The following is an 18,805-nucleotide window of genomic DNA, read 5'->3' as shown; positions in this document are numbered from 1 at the left end:
CTTATAGGAGAAGGTGAAACAAATGAAGGAATATATAATGTCTCGTGTATTTAAAGCATCAGCTGGAATTGCACAAGGTATTTTCGTATCCCTCGGAATTGGTTTACTAATCGAAAATATAGGAAGAATTGTTGATATTCCGTTGCTTATTACAATCGGAGTTGTTGCAAAATCACTTATGGCACCAGCCATTGGTGCTGGAATTGCCTTTATGCTCGGTGCAAACGGTCTTGTAATCTTCTCGGCTATGGTAGCTGGAGCAATTGGTGCCGGATCCATTTCAATTACTGAAGCAGGTCTAATTATTAAAACAGGTGAGCCAATCGGTGCATTATTAACAGCGACTTTAGCTGTATATATTGGTAAACGTTTAAGCGGAAAAACTGCGTTAGATATGATGCTCGTTCCATTTGCGGCAATATTAGGTTCTGGTTTAGTCGGTATTTGGTTATCTCATAATATTACTCCTGTTTTAAATACAGTTGGAGCATTTATTAAAGATAGCTCAGCTGGTAGCCCGTTCATCGCTTCTATCGTTATTGCGGTCGTTTGGGGATTATTACTTATCTCTCCAGCTTCATCAGCTGCGTTAGCGATTGCACTTAGCTTAGACGGTGTTGCAGGTGGTGCTGCTCTTGCGGGCTGCGTTGCTCAGTTTATCGGATTCTCTGTTATCTCAGCGAAAGAAAACAATTTAGGCGGCATATTAGCTCAAGCACTTTGTACTCCGAAAGTACAGTTGCCGAATATCACTAAAAACCCAATGATTCTCGTCCCAACTGTCGTCGCCAGTGCTATAGTTGGTCCAGTATCAGCATTAATTTTCCAACTGGAAGCAGGAAAAGAAATTGCAGGTCTTGGATTAAGTTCTCTTATCGCACCAATTAATTTAATTTCTAGCGAAGGATGGGAAGTTGTCCCAGCGATGGTAATCACTTATATCATCATTCCAGTAGCTGTTTCTTATATACTTTACATTGCTCTTAAAAAAGCAGGCCGTATTCACTCTGGTGATATGACTGTACCGCAATCTTAAATTGAAAATCTCCTTAATAATAGATAAAAGCAGACTGTAGAAGCCACAGTCTGCTTTTTGTTATGGTTACATTTTATGATTTTGTTTTACTGGAACACGTACCGTTTCTTTTGCTAATAACAGCTGAACGCCGAAGTAAAGTATGCTTGCAAGCGTCATTCCAGAAATGGCGTCTACAAATGCGTGTTGCTTCGTAAATAGCGTTGATAAAATAATAAGCGTACCGAAGAAGGTAAGAATGTAATATTCAAAAGCATGTTGTTCTCTACGTTTAAAGGCAGCTAGCATAATGACAAATGTAGTAAGAACGTGAATGCTAGGGAAACAGTTGACCGGTTGATCGATACTATAAATATAGCGGACTAGTTCGGAAAATACGTCTGATCCAACGACTGTTGGACGTGGTACAGTTGTCTGCCAAAAATAATAAATAGAAAAACAAGCAAGTTTTCCAAGAATGACACTACTTAAAGTGACATAATATTGCTTTCGATCTGCAAAGCAGTAATAAATAAGTGCGCCGTATAAGTAAGGAAACCAAAGTAAATAAGGAATAATAAATGCTTTCACAAATGGAATCCAATCATCTACTACAGTTGTGACATCTACTGCGTGAACAGCCGATTTATTTAATACATCGTAAAGGGGACTTACGAGTACGAGTAGAAGTATATAACTTAACGGAAGAAAAGATGAAAGTTTAAATTTCTTCATAATAATCTCCTATGTTTAGTAATGTAAGTAAATTCAATTGATTATAATATAGAAACGTAATTTGGGCTATCGATTTTGCTTACATTTTCTTGAATTCACCTTACGTTTTTGTCACTTGACTGAAAAGAAGGGGAGGGTGCTAAATGAAGCGTTTATCGTATTTCTTAGTTTTTATATTGATATGCCTAGTCGGTGCTGGGTGTGCAAATGATAAAGAAGGAGAGAAATTAGAATATAACGGAAGAGCACTCGTAATTGGAGTTGTTGGAGATAAACCGAAAGATACGTTTAGGAATATAAAGTTTGAGGAAATAAAGTTAGAGGAACTGGAAAAGAAATCTAAGGAAGTGGACGGTTTTCTAATAATGAAAGATCACTTTCAAGAAGCCTCAACAGAGCAATATAAACATGTATTTTCATCACTAAAGAAACCAGTGTTTTTTATCGGTTTACAAGATAAATCATATTCCACGTTTATTACAAAAGGGATAGAGTATAACAGTGCCCGAAAAGATGTAAATGCTATGTATACGCAAGGGTTTGCAAATATCGGAAGTGGTGAAGGACAACAATGGGCAGTTGGTTTATCGAATGGTGGAAATACTGAAGAAAGTATTCATAATATGTATATCGTCGTATTTCAAACAATTGCCGATTATTTGAATAGATGATGAAGGAGCCTGTGAACGAGGCTTCTTGTTTTTTTATGCAGAAGCACATATAACAATATGATTGAGAAGCTCACGAAGGCTTTACAACGTATGCGAGATGTATTCGCTGCTGTAATGATAACGATTTATAATTTTTTATCAGCTATTGCGGATTTAATTATAAAGTTTTAATGAAGCGCATCCAGGAATCGGTTATATAGTGGTTCAAATGATTCCGTTATTTATGCGATTACTTGTTGGGATTGCTAAAGCTATTTTCTCCTACACTAGTAGAGATTTTTTATTAACAGTAATTCCTCAATATTCATGAAATATGCAAATATGCATATTGTATTTATTTGGATATTTTGTATGTTAAAATTAAATATAGGGATTTTTGTATATAAAGAACTGAAAACAGAAATATCCAATGAATTTTGAGAGGTGTTACATGTTTAAAAACAAGAAATTAATTCGATTTGGTCTAACATTACTTGTATGTTTATTTGTAATTGATTTTACAATCAGTTATTTTCAAGCATATCTTGAATCAGCGGCAGGTATTAAATGGGTAATATCAGAAACTTGGAGAACTATTTTGTTAGATGCCCCTGAAAGTATATTGGTTATTTTAGGCGCAATTGCTTTATATGATTTTACAAAAGAAACATCTCCAAAAGACGCATCAATTTAAATGCGTCTTTTTATATTTCAGTCAATAATTTGAATTTCATATTCTTAGGAGCAGTTACTTTCGCTTTATTGATGATAGGTTTAATAACTTTCTTACGGGCTCACTACTACGGTCAAAATTATTAGTCCCTTTTATCTGTAATTTGTCATTCAAAGTGTTGCCAGGTTTTGTGAATATAGGCTGAAACGGTTAAATAAACGTTTGTTTAAGATGTATGTTCGGTAGGAAGAAATTGATGCAGCTCAAGGGTGAACAAGGGAAAATAGGAATTTAATCAAACGTTTGTTTAAGGTATATGTTCGCTAGGGAGAAATTATTGCAGCTCAAGGGTGAACAAAGAAAAATAGGGAATGAATCAAACGTTTGTTTAAGATATATGTTCGGCGAGGAATTGGGAAAGAATCTAAAAAAATTATATATTTATTTTTTTCTTAACAAATGGCGGAAAAATAAGAAAAATTTGCAGGATTATTAAAAATTATCACGAAATAAGTAAAAGTTTAGCGAATAATCGTTTGAAATAATAAAACGTTTTCTATATGATAAAGGTAAAGGTTAGTAAAAAAGTAGGTGAATTTATGACAGTAACATTTTATTCATATCCAAAGTGTGGCACATGTCAAAAAGCAAAGAAATGGTTTGAGGCAAATGATGTAGCATATGAGATGATTCATATTGTTGAAAATCCACCATCAAAAGAAGATTTACGTAATTTACATGAAAAAAGTGAATTACCATTAAAAAAATTCTTTAATACAAGTGGAATGCGTTACCGTGAACTTGGTCTGAAAGATAAGTTGAAAGATGCAAGCGAAGACGAAATGTACGAGCTTTTAGCATCTGATGGCATGTTGATTAAACGTCCAATTGTAACAGATGGAACGAAGGTAACACTTGGTTTTAACGAAGAGCAGTTTGAAAGTGTGTGGAAAAAGTACCAATAAGGTATTTTTACATAATTAATACATTCACTGGAGGTACAGTCATGAGCATTCCAAATAATTTACGTTACTCTGAAGAACACGAATGGGTAAAAACTGAAGGTAATGAAGTTGTTATCGGTATTACTCACTTTGCACAAGGTGAGCTAGGCGATATCGTATTCGTTGAACTTCCTGAAGTAGGTGCAACAATCGAAGCTGACGAGCCATTCGGAAGCGTAGAATCTGTTAAAACAGTTTCTGAGTTATACGCACCTGTAAGCGGTAAAGTTGTAGCAGTAAACGAAGAATTAAGTGACCAACCAGAACTTGTTAACGAATCTCCATACGAGGGTGCATGGATGGTTAAAGTTGAACTTTCTGATGCAAGCCAAGTTGAAAAGTTATTAACTGCTGAAAAATATGCAGAAATGACAAACCAAGACTAATTATAGTCGACTAAAGGACAGCCTTTGTGCTGTCCTTTTTTTATTTTGTGTAAAATAATGAACGTAGAATCATATACTAATTATCGTGTAGGAGAACGTTTTTGGAAAAAACTTTTTCGTTTTTCATTGTCCATCTCCAGCGGCTAGATTGTTCGGTGGCTTCGCTTCTTCCTGCAAGGCAAAAAGCGCCTTTACGTCAGAAGCTCCATCCCCTCATAATCTGAACGAGCCGCTTGCGCTTTTCTTTATGATCCAGCTCCAGCGGCTAGAACAGTCGGTCATTTCACTCCTTCACTTGAGGCAAAAGGCGCCTCTAGCTCAGGAGTTCCAATGCCCTCCTGTTCTGAACGAGCCGCTTGCGCTTTTCATTGTCCAGCTCCACCTCCTGGCCCTTCATGTCTAAGAACCTTCCGCACGAGAAGACAAAAAGCGTCTTCTGTGCGAAAGAACCTTAGCCAACAGGGCTAAACAGTCGCTTCTGCTTTTCTTTTGCAAAAATAAACAGGAAACAACATGAAAATAACGAATATACTATATACTAAGTTAAAGGTTGTATAGTATATGGTGATCGGGTGATGACATATGATTTATGTAGAAAAAGTCATTATTGTAGAAGGTACATCAGATAGAAGAAAGATTGAATCTATTATTCGGGAACCGGTGGAAATTGTTTGTACAAATGGTACAATTGGTTTGTCGAAAATGGATGAGCTCGTTGATCAGTTTTTTGATAAGGAAGTGTATGTGCTAGTGGATGCTGATGATGCTGGAGAAAAGTTAAGGAAACAATTTCGAAAAGAATTTCCGCAAGCAGAGCATATTTATATTGATCGCTCGTACCGAGAAGTGGCAACTGCGCCATCTTCACACTTAGCAAATGTATTATGGGGAGCTGACATTGACGTTTATACAGAATATTTACGGTAAGGAATGATAGAAGTGATTGACTGGACAGGAGCCGAAGCTACAGCCTTAATAGAGAATGAAGAAAAAACAGTGTTATATGTATATACTCCAATGTGTGGAACATGCCAATTAGCAAAAAAGATGTTAACGGTTGTTGAGATGACAATTGAGGATCTAAAAATTGGGATGTTAGATTTAAATTATGCTCCGCATTTAGCGAAAGAGTATGGAATCGAAAGTGTACCGTGTTTACTTGTTTTTGAAAATGGGACACTCATGAAGAAGATATATGCATTTCATTCGGTTGAATATTTATATACGGAATTAAAGTAGGCGGCAAAGTTTTTGCCGCCTCGACATATTTCTTGGGAAATATGTCGAGATGCAGGGTGATTACAGTATTTGTCGAGCGAAAGTAACAGGATTGCTCTTTAGTGAAAGGGAATGGTATGTGTAATAGAAAGTGATATGAAGGATGTGATTTAGGGTGAAATTATATTCTTTGCTGCAATCATTTGTAAATTACGCTAATGGTCAATATCATTTAGAGCCGCTTTTAAGACAAGGAGAAAAAACTGTTAATTTCCGCTTTGGAGATGAAAGTTGTTCGTTACAAATTTCAAGAGATTATATAGAGCTGCTACATGAGGAAAGAGGAACAGAGCAAATTGTTTGTGTAGATGAGGAAGATATAAAACAATTGGTGAACGGCAATGTACGATTGCAAATGCTAATGAATGATGGACGTGTGCAATATTCGGGAACGTATCGAACGATGCTATTAGTTGAATCGATGTTTCATATATGTAAACCAATGTCAGTAGGTGCTTAAAATTCTGAAGTTTCATTTTTTGCGAAAATTTCTGTTGACATGGTGTATGGATATTGATACAATTCAATTCATAAAATATAGACAATTTCATAAATTACAAATCAGACGAAAATGTAATCTGATTTCTCTTATCAAGAGAGGTGGAGGGACTGTGCCCTGTGAAGCCCGGCAACCGTCAACTTATGTTGAAATGGTGCCAATTCCTGCAAAGCAAATGCTTTGAGAGATGAGAGAGAGGGATAATGTTGTTATATACGCATATAAACCTTTCTGCTTCTCTAAAGCGGAAAGGTTTTTTTGTTGTTTGAATGTGGAGGACATTCAAATAATAAAAGTAATGAGAACGGTGGACTACACGCATTAAAAATAAAAAATTGCGGAGTCGATCAAAACAAAAAGGGGTGATACACCATGATTCTATTAGAAAATGTAAAGAAAATATATAAAGCAAAAAGCGGTGATGTCACTGCTGTAGATAATGCCAATTTAAAAATAGATAAAGGTGAAATATTTGGTGTTATCGGATATAGTGGCGCTGGAAAAAGTTCTTTAATTAGATTATTCAATCAGCTAGAGAAACCAACTTCTGGCCAAATTACAATTGCAAATCGTGTCATTTCAGCAATTACAGGAAGCGAACTTCGTAAGGCAAGACAAGAAATCGGAATGATTTTTCAACACTTCAACTTACTGTGGTCACGAACTGTACGTGAAAATATCGAGTTCCCACTTGAAATTGCAGGTGTCGATAAGGCGGCGAGAAGAAAACGTGTTGACGAGTTAATTCACCTTGTTGGATTAGAAGGAAGAGGAGACGCGTATCCATCCCAGCTAAGCGGAGGACAAAAGCAACGGGTTGGGATTGCAAGAGCATTAGCTAACAACCCACAAGTACTTTTATGTGATGAAGCAACGTCAGCTCTTGATCCAGAAACGACAGATCAAATTTTAGATTTATTATTAGATATTAATAAGCGTCTCGGTTTAACAATTGTGCTCATTACACACGAGATGCACGTGATTCGAAAAATCTGTAATCGTGTTGCGGTAATGGAGAAAGGAAAGATTGTAGAAACTGGTCCAGTACTTAATGTATTCCGTAATCCACAGAAAGACATTACGAAACGATTTGTACAGCAGTTAACGGATTCTGAAGATACAAATGAAACGATTGAAAGTTTAATTGAAAAGTATCCAGATGGAAAAGTAATTCGTTTACAGTTTATCGGTGAGGCTGTAGAAAGACCAGTGCTTCAAAGATTAATGCAGCGCAGTGATATAGAAGTTAGCATTTTACAAGGAAATATCGCACAAACGAATAATGGTTCTTACGGTAGTTTAGTTGTTCATTTAAATGGTGAGGAAACAGCGATTCAGCAAGCAATAGAGGGAATACATCAAGATCAAGTAGAGCTGGAGGTGATTGCACATGGATAAGTTACTCACAAACGTTGATTGGAATCAAATGTTAGAAGCAACTGGTGAAACGTTATATATGACGGCAATCGCAGCTCTTGCCACATTTGTTTTAGGACTCATTTTAGGATTGTTACTCTTTATGACAGCGAAAGATAATTTATGGGAAAACAAAGCGGTTAACACGGCGATTGGAGCGTTCGTAAACATTTTCCGCTCGATACCGTTCATTATTTTAATCATTTTATTAATCCCATTCACAAAGATTCTGCTTGGAACAATTCTTGGAGCGAGTGCTGCACTTCCAGCTTTAATTATTGGAGCGGCACCGTTTTACGCGAGAATGGTTGAAATCGCCCTTCGTGAAATTGATAAAGGTGTAATTGAAGCTTCAAAAGCGATGGGAGCAAAAACAAGCACAATTATTTTGAAGGTGTTAATTCCAGAATCGTTACCAGCATTAGTATCTGGTATTACGGTTACGACAATTGCTTTAGTAGGCTATACAGCAATGGCGGGAGTTGTTGGTGCTGGTGGCCTTGGAACACTTGCTTATTTAGAAGGATTCCAACGAGGAAATAACGACGTAACAATCGTTGCGACAATTTGTGTATTACTAGTTGTATTTTTCATTCAATGGATTGGTGATCGTGTAACGATTCGAATAGATAAACGATAATAAAAAACGGGAGGATGTTTCAAATGAAAAAATTATTACTTACAGCACTTATTTCAACTTCTATTTTTGGGTTAGCTGCTTGTGGTGGGAAAGATAAAGATGAAAAGAAACTTGTTGTTGGGGCTTCTAACGTACCGCACGCTGAAATTTTAGAAAAGGCAAAACCGTTACTTGAGAAAAAAGGAATTGAGTTAGAAATTAAAAAATTCCAAGACTACGTATTACCAAATAAATCGTTAGCGGATAAGGAATTAGATGCAAACTACTTCCAGCACATTCCGTATTTAGAAAAAGAAATCAAAGATAAAAAATATGACTTTGAAGTAGCAGGGAAAATTCATTTAGAACCAATTGGTGTGTACTCTCAAAAGTATAAGAGCTTAAAAGAACTTCCAGACGGAGCGACAATTATTATGAGTAATTCAGTTGCTGACCATGGACGTGGTTTAGCAATTTTACAAAAAGAAGGCATTTTAAAAATTAAAGACGGATTAGATCCAGTTAAAGCGACTACAAAAGATATTGCGGATAATCCGAAGCATCTAAAATTCAAAACGGATATCGAGCCTGGTTTATTGCCACAAGTGTATAACAATAAAGAGGGCGACGCTGTTCTAATTAACTCAAACTATGCAATTGATGCGAAGTTAAATCCAGAAAAAGATGCAATTGCAATTGAAAGTAATGATTCACCGTACGCAAACGTAGTAGCTGTTCGTAAAGGCGATAAAGATAAGAAAGAAATTAAAGCTCTTGTAGAAGTATTGCACTCTAAAGAGATTGAAGACTTCATTAATAAAGAATATAAAGGGGCAGTTGTTCCTGTAAAAGAATAATTGCTGCGGAAGGGCTGGTGTATGCCAGCCCTTTTTATAACTACATAATTATACGGGAGAAGGGGACATCATATGAAAAAGATTCTATTGTCAGTTGTTACAGCGCTGTCTGTATTTACATTAGCTGCTTGCGGAGGGAAAGAGGAGAATAAGCTTGTTGTGGGAGCTTCTAACGTGCCGCACGCTGTTATTTTAGAAAAGGCTCAGCCGATATTAGAGAAAAAGGGTATTAAATTAGAAATTAAAAAATTCCAAGATTATGTGTTGCCGAATAAAGCGCTAGCGGATAAGGAAATTGATGCGAACTACTTCCAGCACATTCCTTACTTAGATAAAGAAATTCAAGAAAAAGGATATAAAATTGTAAACGCAGGAAAAATCCATTTAGAGCCAATGGGCATTTATTCTAAGAAATACAAAAGCTTAAAAGACTTGCCAGATGGCGGGACAGTTATTATGAGTAATAACGTAGCGGAGCGTGGCCGTATGCTAGCATTGTTACAAAAAGGCGGCGTTATTAAATTAAAAGACGGAGTAGATGTTGTTAAAGCAACAGTAAAAGATGTTGTAGAAAACCCGAAAAACTTAAAGTTTAAAACAGATGTTGAGCCTGGACTTTCACCGAAGCTATATGAAAATAATGAAGGAGATGCTTTATTTATTAATTCAAACTATGCAATTGATGCAAAATTAAATCCAACAAAGGATGCAATTGCGATTGAAGGATCAGACTCACCGTATGCAAATATTATTGCAGTTCGTAAAGGTGACGAGAAGAAAAAAGAAATTAAAGAGCTAGTAGAAGTACTGCATTCAAAAGAAATTCAAGATTTTATTAATAAAGAATATAAAGGTGCTGTACTTCCGGTAAGTGAATAAATATAAGGAAAGGACTGGGAAATTACCAGTCCTTTTTTCTTTATATAAATAAGAAGAAAGGTGTATCATAGAAAGATGTGAAGGAAATACTTATATACATTTGTGAAAAAATTGTTACTTTTTTTCGTCGTTTGCGATATCATTTTATTTGATATAAAATTAGAATGAGAATAAAATGAGAATATGAACGTTTTAGGAATTTTTAAAATGTATATATAGGATTAATGGAGGTATTGAGATGGCTGGTTCTACATTAACGGTTAAAGACTTACACGTATCAATTGACGGCAAAGAAATTTTAAAAGGTGTAAACCTTGAAGTAAAAGGTGGAGAAATCCACGCAATTATGGGACCTAACGGAACAGGTAAATCAACTTTATCTTCTGCAATTATGGGTCACCCAAAGTATGAAGTAACAGAAGGTAGCATCATCATCGACGGTGAAGATGTATTAGAAATGGAAGTAGATGAGCGCGCACAAGCAGGTCTATTCTTAGCAATGCAATATCCAAGTGAAATTAGCGGAGTAACAAACGCTGACTTCTTACGTTCTGCAATTAATGCACGTCGTGAAGAAGGCGATGAAATTTCTCTTATGAAATTTATCCGTACATTAGATAAAAACATGGAATTCCTAGAAATGGATCCAGAAATGGCACAACGTTACTTAAACGAAGGTTTCTCTGGTGGAGAGAAAAAACGTAACGAAATTCTTCAATTAATGATGATTGAGCCAAAAATCGCAATCTTAGACGAAATCGACTCAGGTCTTGATATCGATGCATTAAAAGTTGTATCTAAAGGTATTAACGAAATGCGCGGCGAAGAGTTCGGTTGCCTAATGATTACGCATTACCAACGTTTATTAAACTACATCACTCCAGACTTCGTTCACGTTATGATGAACGGTCGTATCGTTAAATCTGGTGGCCCTGAGCTTGCACAACGTCTAGAAGCTGAAGGTTATGACTGGATTAAAAAAGAATTAGGTATTGAAGACGAAACAACAGAGCAAGAAGCGTAAGAGAGGAGCATAAACATGACAATCGGTACATTACCTTTCGATCAAGAAACAATCCGTCAACGCGCAAGCGAAGTAAACGAAGCAGCTTGGTTGACTGAGTTCCGCTTACAAGCTCTTGCACAAGCAACTGAACTTCCAATGCCAACGCCTGATAAAACGAAAATTGAAAAATGGGACTTTATCGGAAAAGGCGACGCTGCTAAGCAAGAGCCTGTAAGTTCTTTAACAGAGCTTCCAGAAGCAGTGAAAAACTTAATCGATGAAAATAACAGCGTATTAGTGCAACGTACTGGTACAACTGCATTCGTTTCTTTAGCAGACGAAGCAAAAGAAAAAGGTGTTATTTTTACAGATATCGTAACAGCTGCAACTGAGCATGCTGAACTAGTACAAAAGTACTTAATGAAAGACGGCGTGAAGGTAGACGAGCATCGTCTAACTGCACTTCATGCTGCATTAATCAACGGCGGTGCATTCGTATATGTTCCGAAAAACGTTGTTCTTGAAACTCCACTTCAAGCTGTATTCTTAGTAGACGGCGAAGAAGCTAACGTATATAACCACGTATTATTCGTAGCTGATGCGAACAGTACTGCAACTTATGTAGAAAACTATGTTGCAAATGAAAATGCTAAAGGTATTGCAAATATCGTAGCAGAAGTAATCGTGGAACAAGGCGCACAAGTGAAATTCGGTGCGGTTGATCTATTAGCAAAAGACGTAACAACTTACGTTAACCGCCGCGGCACAGTAGGACGCGACGGCCGTATTGATTGGGCTCTAGGCCTTATGAATGATGGAAACACAATTTCAGAGAACGTTACAAACTTAATGGGCGACGGTTCATATGCTGATACGAAAACAGTAACAATTGGCCGTGGTAACCAAACACAAAACTTTACAACTAAAGTTGTTCACTTCGGTAAACACTCTGAAGGTTGGATTTTAAAACACGGTGTACAAAAAGATAGCGCAACATCTATCTTTAACGGAATTGGTAAGATTGAACACGGTGCATCTAAATCAAATGCACAACAATCTTCTCGCGTTCTTATGTTAGATGAAAAAGCTCGCGGTGATGCAAACCCAATTCTTTTAATCGACGAAGATGATGTAATGGCAGGTCACGCAGCTTCAGTAGGCCGCGTAGATCCAATCCAACTATACTACTTGATGAGCCGTGGTATTCCAAAACGCGAAGCAGAACGTTTAGTCATCCATGGATTCTTAGCACCTGTAGTTAATGAGCTTCCAATTGAAGGAGTAAAGGCACAGCTTGTTGAGGTAATTGAAAGGAAAGTTCGCTAATGAATATTCATGAAATACGCAAACAGTTTCCAATTCTTGATCAAAAAGTGAACGGCAAACAACTTGTTTATTTCGATAGTGCAGCAACTTCTCAAAAACCAATTCAAGTCATTGAAACGTTAGAACGTTACTATAAAGAATATAATTCTAACGTGCATCGCGGTGTTCATACGCTCGGTACGAAAGCTACCGACGCGTATGAAGGTGCACGCGAGAAAGTTCGCAAGTTTATTAACGCGAAATCAATGGAAGAGATTATTTTCACGCGCGGAACGACAACTGCATTAAATACAGTAGCGGCTAGCTATGGTCTTGAAAATGTAAAAGAAGGCGATGAAATCGTTATTTCTTACATGGAGCACCATAGTAACATCATTCCGTGGCAGCAAGTTGCGAAGAAAACTGGTGCAACGTTAAAATACCTTCCGCTTCAACCAGACGGTACAATTTCTTTAGAAGATGTTCGTCAAACAGTTACACCGAATACAAAAATCGTTTCTATTATGCAAGTATCAAACGTACTTGGAACGATTAACCCTGTAAAAGAAATCGGAGCAATCGCACACGAAAACGGTGCAATTATGGTCGTTGATGGTGCACAAAGTACACCTCATATGAAAGTAGATGTACAAGATTTAAACTGTGATTTCTACGCATTATCTGCTCATAAGATGTGTGGACCTACAGGTATCGGCGTATTATATGGTAAAAAAGAATTGCTAAACAATATGGAGCCAATTGAATTTGGCGGTGAAATGATTGATTTCGTAGATTTACAAGAATCTACTTGGAAAGAGCTTCCTTGGAAGTTTGAAGCAGGTACACCGATTATCGGTAATGCAATCGGACTTGGTGCGGCAATTGATTTCCTAGAAGAAATCGGTCTTCATAATATTGAAAAGCATGAGCATGAATTAGCGCAATACGCTTTAGAGAGACTATCAGAAGTAGATGGCGTTACAATTTATGGTCCAAAGCATCGCGCTGGTCTTGTTACATTTAATATTGAAGACGTACATCCTCACGATGTAGCGACTGTATTAGATGTAGAAGGTATTGCGGTTCGCGCAGGACACCACTGTGCACAACCGCTTATGAAGTGGCTGAAAGCTTCTTCAACAGCACGTGCGAGCTTCTATTTATATAATACAAAAGAAGAAATTGATACATTTGTTGAATCGCTAATCAAGACAAAGGAGTATTTCACAAATGTCATTTAATAATTTAGATACGTTATATCGTCAAGTTATTATGGATCATTATAAAAATCCTCGTAACCATGGCGTGTTAGAAGATAGTGTTACCGTTAACTTGAACAATCCAACTTGCGGCGATCGTATTCAACTTACGATGAAAGTAGAAGAAGGTATTGTGCAAGAGGCGAAGTTTGAAGGCGAAGGATGTTCTATCTCAATGTCTTCAGCTTCAATGATGACACAAGCAGTAAAAGGTAAGAAAATTGAAGAAGCACTTCAGCTTTCGAAAATTTTCTCTGACATGATGCTAGGAAAAGAGTACGATGACAGCATCGATTTAGGAGATATTGAAGCATTACAAGGCGTATGCAAGTTCCCGGCACGTATTAAATGTGCAACATTAGCGTGGAAAGCGTTAGAAAAGGGCTTAAACGAAGATAAGTAATGTTAAAGGTTCCTAAAAACGAGGTTATCTAAGGAGGGACACACCAACATGGCGAAGCAACTGCCAGATATCGGCGATTATAAATATGGTTTCAAAGACAAAGACGTTTCGATTTTCCGTGCTGGACGCGGTTTAACAAAAGAGATCGTTGAAGAGATTTCACGTATGAAAGAAGAACCACAGTGGATGTTAGACTTCCGTTTAAAATCACTGGATAAGTTCTACGAAATGCCAATGCCACAATGGGGCGGCGACTTAAACGACTTAGATTTCGATGAAATTACGTACTACGTAAAACCATCTGAGAAATCTGAGAAGTCTTGGGATGAAGTACCTGATGAAATTAAAGCAACATTTGATAAATTAGGTATTCCAGAAGCTGAGCAAAAATATTTAGCTGGTGTATCTGCACAGTACGAATCTGAAGTTGTATACCACAACATGAAAGAAGACCTAGAAGCTCTAGGAATCGTCTTCAAAGATACAGATAGCGCATTAAAAGAGAACGAAGATATTTTCCGTGAGCATTTCGGAAAAGTAATCCCACCAACAGACAACAAATTCTCTGCATTAAACTCTGCAGTTTGGTCTGGTGGATCATTCATCTACGTTCCAAAAGGTATTAAAGTTGATACACCACTTCAAGCGTATTTCCGTATTAACTCTGAAAATATGGGACAATTCGAGCGTACGCTTATCATCGTAGACGAAGGCGCACACGTACACTACGTAGAAGGTTGTACAGCACCTGTTTACACGACTAACTCACTTCACAGTGCGGTAGTAGAAATCATCATTAAGAAAGATGCATATTGCCGTTATACAACAATCCAAAACTGGGCGAACAACGTATACAACCTAGTTACAAAACGTGCGGTTTGTGAAGAAAACGCAACGATGGAATGGATTGACGGTAACATCGGATCTAAATTAACGATGAAATACCCAGCAGTAATCTTAAAAGGTGAAGGCGCTCGTGGTTTAACATTATCTATCGCGATTGCTGGTAAAGGCCAACACCAAGATGCTGGTGCGAAAATGATTCACTTAGCACCAAACACGTCTTCAACAATCGTTTCTAAATCGATTGCGAAGCATGGTGGTAAAGTAACTTACCGTGGTATCGTACACTTCGGACCAAAAGCGAAAAACTCTCGCTCTAACATCGAGTGTGACACGCTAATCATGGATAACCAATCTACATCGGATACAATTCCTTACAACGAAATCAAAAACGATTACGTTTCACTTGAGCACGAAGCGAAAGTATCGAAAGTATCAGAAGAACAATTATTCTACCTAATGAGCCGCGGTATTTCTGAGCAAGAAGCTACAGAAATGATCGTAATGGGCTTCATCGAGCCATTCACTCGCGAACTTCCAATGGAATACGCAGTTGAAATGAACCGTCTAATCAAGTTTGAGATGGAAGGTTCTATCGGTTAATATTTAAAGTGGAAGCGGCTCGTTCAGAATGTGAGGGGGAAGAAGTGAAGCCACCGAACATTCTAGCCGCTGGAACTGGATAATATATATATGAAAAAAGCGCCCTGCTATGCAGGGCGCTTTTTTTATGTTGTGTGAGCTGGGCTTGGAGTTAGCTGAGATACCCAGGTAGGTTTCCAGCTAAATATATCAGCGATTTTTCAAATATATCGAACACAACTCGGAATATATCAGCGATTATTTCAATATATCGACGATTCGACAAGGGATATCGACTTATCAACAAATTACGACAAGAAGAACAGGCCGTATACCCCGCACCTAAATCGTATCCACTTTATCCACAGATTTAACACGGTCCCAAACATACTTCATCCCAACAAAAGAACCATACCCAATTAAAGCACCTAACATATTCAATATGATGTCATCAATATCGAAAACACCAGTAAAGGTAAGGAGTTGTAACGATTCAATTAATAAAATAAACTTAATGAAAATCTTTGATGCCATTTTTACATTATTTATTTGTTTAAATAATAAAGGTAGCAGGAATCCGAATGGAATAAATATGATGACGTTTCCTAATGTATTCATAAGTACGATGTCTAGATTATAAGAATCGAAATCAGTTAAATAGCGGATTGTACTTCTGAAAGGAACTAAGTTTACTAACCCACCGTGTATAGAATGCCAGTTACCTGTCTCAAAGAAGTGCTTCAGATTACCAAAGTAAACGGCTGGCCTCCCGAGCAATAGTTTAAATAACAAAACAAACGAATACGGTAAAAATAATCCCCAGCCAATCCACTGTACATACTTTTGCGTAGAAGATTGCATTGCTTTGTCAATTTCAGTTCCTAAAGTAGAGGCTTCTCCAAAATTTTGAATGGCTAATGTAGTAGCTTCTTCTTCGGATTTTCCTTGATCGAGAAATTCTTGTTTTAAGCTTGTGAGATGATCGTAAATTTCGAAGTATAGTTCGTCTTTATCAGATTGGGATAGGTTTGTTTTTTGAACGATACTCTTTATGTATTTTTCAATCGTCATTAATTTAAAGCTCCTTTCTGACAAGTTTTAATAAGAGCTGTAACTGAATCCCACGCTGTTAGTTTTTCTTCTAAAATTTTCTTTCCGCTCGTAGTAATGCGATAAAACTTTCGTTTCATACCCGTTTCAGATTCACCCCAGTAGGAATTGATTAAATCCTTTTGTTCCAGCCGTTTGAGTGCTGGATAGAGTGTACCTTGGCTCATCGTGTATAGATCATTGCTGTTTTCTTTTAGCTTTTGAATAATTTCATATCCGTACGTATCGTGCTGTTTAATGATGGAGAGAAGTAAAATATCAATACTTCCTTTTAATATCTCTTTATCCATTTTATGGTTCACCGCCTTATAATGAGATTGTAACACGACATATGTCGTGTTACAAGGTATGTTTTTAGGGTTATACCCCAGCTAGTATAAATTGAAATATATCAGCGATTTTTCAAATATATCAATCACAACTCGGAATATATCGGCGATTATTTCAATATATCGACGATTCGACAAGGGATATCGACTTATCAACAAATTACGACAAAAGAAATTCTTCATATACCCTGCAACATTTTATATGGAAGGGGACCGACTGGAAGTAAGGCAAAGATACTGACAAATCCACTGGTGAATCCAATTGAAAAACGACCTACGAATCCCCTGTTAAACTTTCTGACAAATCCCTGCTCTACTAACGAATCCAACAACTAAAAAAAGAAAGTTTCTCATATGAAAAGGGCAATCTTTTGCTTTTTCTCACAATGCGAGTACAATGTAAAATAGCAAGAAAAGACGAAAAGTATTTACAGGATTATTGCGTACGTGTAGCGTAAATGGCAGTAAGGAACTGAGAGGAGGTTTTTTCTCTGAATATAGATAAAGAAACAATCATCCACCTTTATCATACAAACGATATACATAGTCATTTTGAAAATTGGCCGCAAATTTCTCGGTTTGTACAAGGGGAGAAAAAGCGCAGACAGGGAGCAGGAGAGACCGTTTTGACGGTTGATATCGGCGATCATGTGGATCGTTTTCATAGTATTTCGGAAGCGACGAATGGACTTGGCAATACGAAGCTTTTAAATGAGGCGTTATATGATTATGTAACGATCGGAAATAATGAAGGAATTACGTTAGCGAAGGAGCATTTGAATCGTCTATATGATGATGCTGGATTTGAGGTGCTTGTCGCGAATTTATTTGAAAAAGAAGGTGTACGTCCAGATTGGGCAAAGCCTTATAAATTACATACAACGACAGATGGGATTACGATTGCCTTTATCGGATTAACGGTTGCGTATCCAGAGTTTTATCAAATGTTAGATTGGCATATTGAAGATCCAATTAAGCATTTAGAGTCTATTTTAGAAGAAGTGCGAGATGAGGCTCATATTACGGTTGTCTTGTCTCACCTTGGAAAAAGTATGGATGAGTATATGGCAGAGCACTATGATATAGATGTGATTTTAGGGGCACATACGCATCATTTATTTGAGCGTGGCGTTCTTATGAATAATACTTTACTTTGCTGTTGTGAAAAGTGGGGACGTTACGTTGGGCACGTTCAGCTTACTGTGGATAAAGAGACGAAGAAGCTGTTGAAAAAGGACGGTAGAGCGATTAAGACAGAACGTTTAGGTGCTTATAGTAAACCGTTATCCACAATTGAAATGCTGCAGGAAGAAAGTAAACATATTATGGAAGAGCCTGTCGTTCATTTAAAGGAATCATTACCAGTTGATTGGTTTCATGAGACGTCATTTTCTCACATGTTAGCAAATGCGCTGAAAACGTGGTGCGGTGCGGAGATTGGCATGGTGAACGCTGGTGTACTTCTTGAAGGATTAGAAGAAGGTGTTGTAACGCGTGGAGATATTCACAGAATTTGTCCACATCCAATTAATCCATGTTTATTAAAAGTGCCCGGGAAAACGTTAAGGGAAGTGATTTTGAAAGCACGTCGCCCGAATATGGAGAACCTTGAGGTGAAAGGATTTGGATTTCGCGGAAAAGTGATGGGGAAAATGATTTACGCTGGTGTAGAAGTCATTCCAGACACGATTCCTGGGAATAAAATTTTACTCGAGGATGTATTAATTAACGGGGAATCGCTGGAATTAGATCGTATATATACGGTAGGAACGATTGATATGTTCACATTTGGCTACTTATACCCAGAGCTATCCACACTTTCTGACAAACAATATTATATGCCAGAACTACTTAGAGATGTGTTAACAGACATGTTAATAACTCATACATCTTCGGTTAAACTATAGGCTAGTTAACTTGTAACACTCATTTTTCTCTTGTCATACAGATAAGAAAG

22 protein-coding genes, 1 pseudogene and 1 riboswitch are annotated in these 18,805 nt (G+C 37.3%); of the genes and pseudogenes, 20 read left to right on the top strand and 3 right to left on the bottom strand.

Annotated elements, in window-relative coordinates:
* The first annotated feature begins 22 nt into the window (after positions 1-22).
* The gene (locus tag ATN06_RS25540; RefSeq protein WP_000666176.1) at positions 23-1,036 is read left to right on the top strand and encodes a PTS sugar transporter subunit IIC; all 1,014 of its coding nucleotides are present in this window, start codon (positions 23-25) and stop codon (positions 1,034-1,036) included.
* Positions 1,037-1,102: 66 nt separating this feature from the next.
* Here the strand turns inward: ATN06_RS25540 and ATN06_RS25535 are convergent, their stop codons facing one another.
* The gene (locus ATN06_RS25535; protein WP_000713749.1) at positions 1,103-1,750 is read right to left on the bottom strand and encodes a phosphatase PAP2 family protein; all 648 of its coding nucleotides are present in this window, start codon (positions 1,748-1,750) and stop codon (positions 1,103-1,105) included.
* 143 nt (positions 1,751-1,893) lie between these two features.
* Between ATN06_RS25535 and ATN06_RS25530 the strand changes: the two genes are divergently transcribed.
* From ATN06_RS25530 to sufB, 18 genes and pseudogenes are all read left to right on the top strand, one after another.
* Positions 1,894-2,421 carry a hypothetical protein gene (locus ATN06_RS25530; protein ID WP_060632771.1) on the top strand — a complete coding sequence of 176 codons (528 nt, stop codon included), beginning with the start codon at positions 1,894-1,896 and terminating at the stop codon, positions 2,419-2,421.
* 57 nt (positions 2,422-2,478) lie between these two features.
* Positions 2,479-2,592 carry a hypothetical protein gene (locus tag ATN06_RS25525; protein ID WP_060632770.1) on the top strand — a complete coding sequence of 38 codons (114 nt, stop codon included), beginning with the start codon at positions 2,479-2,481 and terminating at the stop codon, positions 2,590-2,592.
* Positions 2,593-2,605: 13 nt separating this feature from the next.
* Positions 2,606-2,731 (top strand): annotated as a pseudogene (locus tag ATN06_RS29730) (quinol oxidase); the annotation flags it as partial.
* Between the two features lie 120 nt (positions 2,732-2,851).
* Positions 2,852-3,094 (top strand): DUF3937 family protein, encoded by a 243-nt coding sequence (locus ATN06_RS25520; protein ID WP_000475828.1) that lies wholly within the window; start codon positions 2,852-2,854, stop codon positions 3,092-3,094.
* Positions 3,095-3,672: 578 nt separating this feature from the next.
* Positions 3,673-4,038 (top strand): arsenate reductase family protein, encoded by a 366-nt coding sequence (locus ATN06_RS25515; protein WP_000218967.1) that lies wholly within the window; start codon positions 3,673-3,675, stop codon positions 4,036-4,038.
* A 41-nt stretch (positions 4,039-4,079) separates the two neighbouring features.
* Positions 4,080-4,463, top strand: a complete 384-nt coding sequence (gcvH, locus tag ATN06_RS25510; protein ID WP_000026896.1) for a glycine cleavage system protein GcvH — start codon at positions 4,080-4,082, stop codon at positions 4,461-4,463.
* Between the two features lie 582 nt (positions 4,464-5,045).
* A complete protein-coding gene (locus ATN06_RS25505) occupies positions 5,046-5,390 on the top strand; it encodes a toprim domain-containing protein (protein ID WP_000640869.1) in 345 nt (114 codons plus the stop codon).
* A gap of 3 nt (positions 5,391-5,393) precedes the next feature.
* A complete protein-coding gene (locus tag ATN06_RS25500) occupies positions 5,394-5,702 on the top strand; it encodes a thioredoxin family protein (RefSeq protein WP_002008881.1) in 309 nt (102 codons plus the stop codon).
* A gap of 154 nt (positions 5,703-5,856) precedes the next feature.
* Entirely contained in the window at positions 5,857-6,201 is a 345-nt protein-coding gene (locus ATN06_RS25495) for a hypothetical protein (RefSeq protein ID WP_060632769.1), read from the top strand.
* Positions 6,202-6,326: 125 nt separating this feature from the next.
* Positions 6,327-6,434, top strand: a riboswitch (SAM riboswitch).
* Positions 6,435-6,612: 178 nt separating this feature from the next.
* Positions 6,613-7,638 carry a methionine ABC transporter ATP-binding protein gene (locus tag ATN06_RS25490; RefSeq protein ID WP_060632768.1) on the top strand — a complete coding sequence of 342 codons (1,026 nt, stop codon included), beginning with the start codon at positions 6,613-6,615 and terminating at the stop codon, positions 7,636-7,638.
* A complete protein-coding gene (locus ATN06_RS25485; protein ID WP_060632767.1) occupies positions 7,631-8,296 on the top strand; it encodes a methionine ABC transporter permease in 666 nt (221 codons plus the stop codon). The genes ATN06_RS25490 and ATN06_RS25485 overlap by 8 nt, the downstream gene beginning before the upstream one ends.
* A gap of 23 nt (positions 8,297-8,319) precedes the next feature.
* Positions 8,320-9,132: a methionine ABC transporter substrate-binding lipoprotein MetQ gene (gene metQ, locus ATN06_RS25480; protein WP_060632766.1), complete on the top strand. Its 813-nt coding sequence runs from the start codon at positions 8,320-8,322 to the stop codon at positions 9,130-9,132.
* A 72-nt stretch (positions 9,133-9,204) separates the two neighbouring features.
* The gene (gene metQ, locus ATN06_RS25475; protein WP_000722401.1) at positions 9,205-10,011 is read left to right on the top strand and encodes a methionine ABC transporter substrate-binding lipoprotein MetQ; all 807 of its coding nucleotides are present in this window, start codon (positions 9,205-9,207) and stop codon (positions 10,009-10,011) included.
* Between the two features lie 238 nt (positions 10,012-10,249).
* On the top strand, positions 10,250-11,035 hold the full coding sequence (gene sufC / locus ATN06_RS25470) for a Fe-S cluster assembly ATPase SufC (RefSeq protein ID WP_000929160.1): 786 nt from the start codon (positions 10,250-10,252) through the stop codon (positions 11,033-11,035).
* A gap of 15 nt (positions 11,036-11,050) precedes the next feature.
* A complete protein-coding gene (sufD, locus tag ATN06_RS25465) occupies positions 11,051-12,343 on the top strand; it encodes a Fe-S cluster assembly protein SufD (RefSeq protein WP_000152181.1) in 1,293 nt (430 codons plus the stop codon).
* Positions 12,343-13,563 (top strand): cysteine desulfurase SufS, encoded by a 1,221-nt coding sequence (sufS, locus tag ATN06_RS25460; RefSeq protein ID WP_001020769.1) that lies wholly within the window; start codon positions 12,343-12,345, stop codon positions 13,561-13,563. The genes sufD and sufS overlap by 1 nt, the downstream gene beginning before the upstream one ends.
* Entirely contained in the window at positions 13,553-13,984 is a 432-nt protein-coding gene (gene sufU / locus ATN06_RS25455) for a Fe-S cluster assembly sulfur transfer protein SufU (protein ID WP_000009523.1), read from the top strand. The genes sufS and sufU overlap by 11 nt, the downstream gene beginning before the upstream one ends.
* Positions 13,985-14,032: 48 nt before the next feature.
* Entirely contained in the window at positions 14,033-15,430 is a 1,398-nt protein-coding gene (gene sufB, locus ATN06_RS25450; RefSeq protein ID WP_001118824.1) for a Fe-S cluster assembly protein SufB, read from the top strand.
* Positions 15,431-15,751: 321 nt separating this feature from the next.
* Here the strand turns inward: sufB and ATN06_RS25445 are convergent, their stop codons facing one another.
* Together ATN06_RS25445 and ATN06_RS25440 are read right to left on the bottom strand one after the other, a co-directional pair.
* Positions 15,752-16,480 (bottom strand): VanZ family protein, encoded by a 729-nt coding sequence (locus ATN06_RS25445; RefSeq protein ID WP_060632765.1) that lies wholly within the window; start codon positions 16,478-16,480, stop codon positions 15,752-15,754.
* Entirely contained in the window at positions 16,480-16,809 is a 330-nt protein-coding gene (locus ATN06_RS25440) for a PadR family transcriptional regulator (RefSeq protein WP_001990837.1), read from the bottom strand. The genes ATN06_RS25445 and ATN06_RS25440 overlap by 1 nt, the downstream gene beginning before the upstream one ends.
* Before the next feature lie 530 nt (positions 16,810-17,339).
* Between ATN06_RS25440 and ATN06_RS25435 the strand changes: the two genes are divergently transcribed.
* Positions 17,340-18,755: a bifunctional metallophosphatase/5'-nucleotidase gene (locus ATN06_RS25435; RefSeq protein ID WP_335338642.1), complete on the top strand. Its 1,416-nt coding sequence runs from the start codon at positions 17,340-17,342 to the stop codon at positions 18,753-18,755.
* Positions 18,756-18,805: the final 50 nt, after the last annotated feature.

Origin of the sequence: Bacillus thuringiensis (assembly GCF_001455345.1) — a bacterium.
Lineage (GTDB): Bacteria > Bacillota > Bacilli > Bacillales > Bacillaceae_G > Bacillus_A > Bacillus_A thuringiensis_N.
The sequence above is the reverse complement of the archived record's forward strand: the minus strand, read 5'-3'. Positions and strand labels throughout refer to the sequence as shown.

Bases quoted from the DNA above. Each gene is read 5' to 3' on its own strand.
- ATN06_RS25520 (WP_000475828.1), top strand. From the start codon at position 2,852: ATGTTTAAAAACAAGAAATTAATTCGATTTGGTCTAACATTACTTGTA.
- ATN06_RS25500 (WP_002008881.1), top strand. From the start codon at position 5,394: ATGATAGAAGTGATTGACTGGACAGGAGCCGAAGCTACAGCCTTAATA.
- sufS (WP_001020769.1), top strand. From the start codon at position 12,343: ATGAATATTCATGAAATACGCAAACAGTTTCCAATTCTTGATCAAAAA.
- sufD (WP_000152181.1), top strand. From the start codon at position 11,051: ATGACAATCGGTACATTACCTTTCGATCAAGAAACAATCCGTCAACGC.
- gcvH (WP_000026896.1), top strand. From the start codon at position 4,080: ATGAGCATTCCAAATAATTTACGTTACTCTGAAGAACACGAATGGGTA.
- ATN06_RS25440 (WP_001990837.1), bottom strand. From the start codon at position 16,809: ATGGATAAAGAGATATTAAAAGGAAGTATTGATATTTTACTTCTCTCC.
- ATN06_RS25490 (WP_060632768.1), top strand. From the start codon at position 6,613: ATGATTCTATTAGAAAATGTAAAGAAAATATATAAAGCAAAAAGCGGT.
- sufC (WP_000929160.1), top strand. From the start codon at position 10,250: ATGGCTGGTTCTACATTAACGGTTAAAGACTTACACGTATCAATTGAC.
- metQ (WP_000722401.1), top strand. From the start codon at position 9,205: ATGAAAAAGATTCTATTGTCAGTTGTTACAGCGCTGTCTGTATTTACA.
- ATN06_RS25530 (WP_060632771.1), top strand. From the start codon at position 1,894: ATGAAGCGTTTATCGTATTTCTTAGTTTTTATATTGATATGCCTAGTC.
- ATN06_RS25525 (WP_060632770.1), top strand. From the start codon at position 2,479: ATGATTGAGAAGCTCACGAAGGCTTTACAACGTATGCGAGATGTATTC.
- sufB (WP_001118824.1), top strand. From the start codon at position 14,033: ATGGCGAAGCAACTGCCAGATATCGGCGATTATAAATATGGTTTCAAA.
- sufU (WP_000009523.1), top strand. From the start codon at position 13,553: ATGTCATTTAATAATTTAGATACGTTATATCGTCAAGTTATTATGGAT.
- ATN06_RS25540 (WP_000666176.1), top strand. From the start codon at position 23: ATGAAGGAATATATAATGTCTCGTGTATTTAAAGCATCAGCTGGAATT.
- ATN06_RS25515 (WP_000218967.1), top strand. From the start codon at position 3,673: ATGACAGTAACATTTTATTCATATCCAAAGTGTGGCACATGTCAAAAA.
- metQ (WP_060632766.1), top strand. From the start codon at position 8,320: ATGAAAAAATTATTACTTACAGCACTTATTTCAACTTCTATTTTTGGG.
- ATN06_RS25505 (WP_000640869.1), top strand. From the start codon at position 5,046: ATGATTTATGTAGAAAAAGTCATTATTGTAGAAGGTACATCAGATAGA.
- ATN06_RS25485 (WP_060632767.1), top strand. From the start codon at position 7,631: ATGGATAAGTTACTCACAAACGTTGATTGGAATCAAATGTTAGAAGCA.
- ATN06_RS25445 (WP_060632765.1), bottom strand. From the start codon at position 16,480: ATGACGATTGAAAAATACATAAAGAGTATCGTTCAAAAAACAAACCTA.
- ATN06_RS25535 (WP_000713749.1), bottom strand. From the start codon at position 1,750: ATGAAGAAATTTAAACTTTCATCTTTTCTTCCGTTAAGTTATATACTT.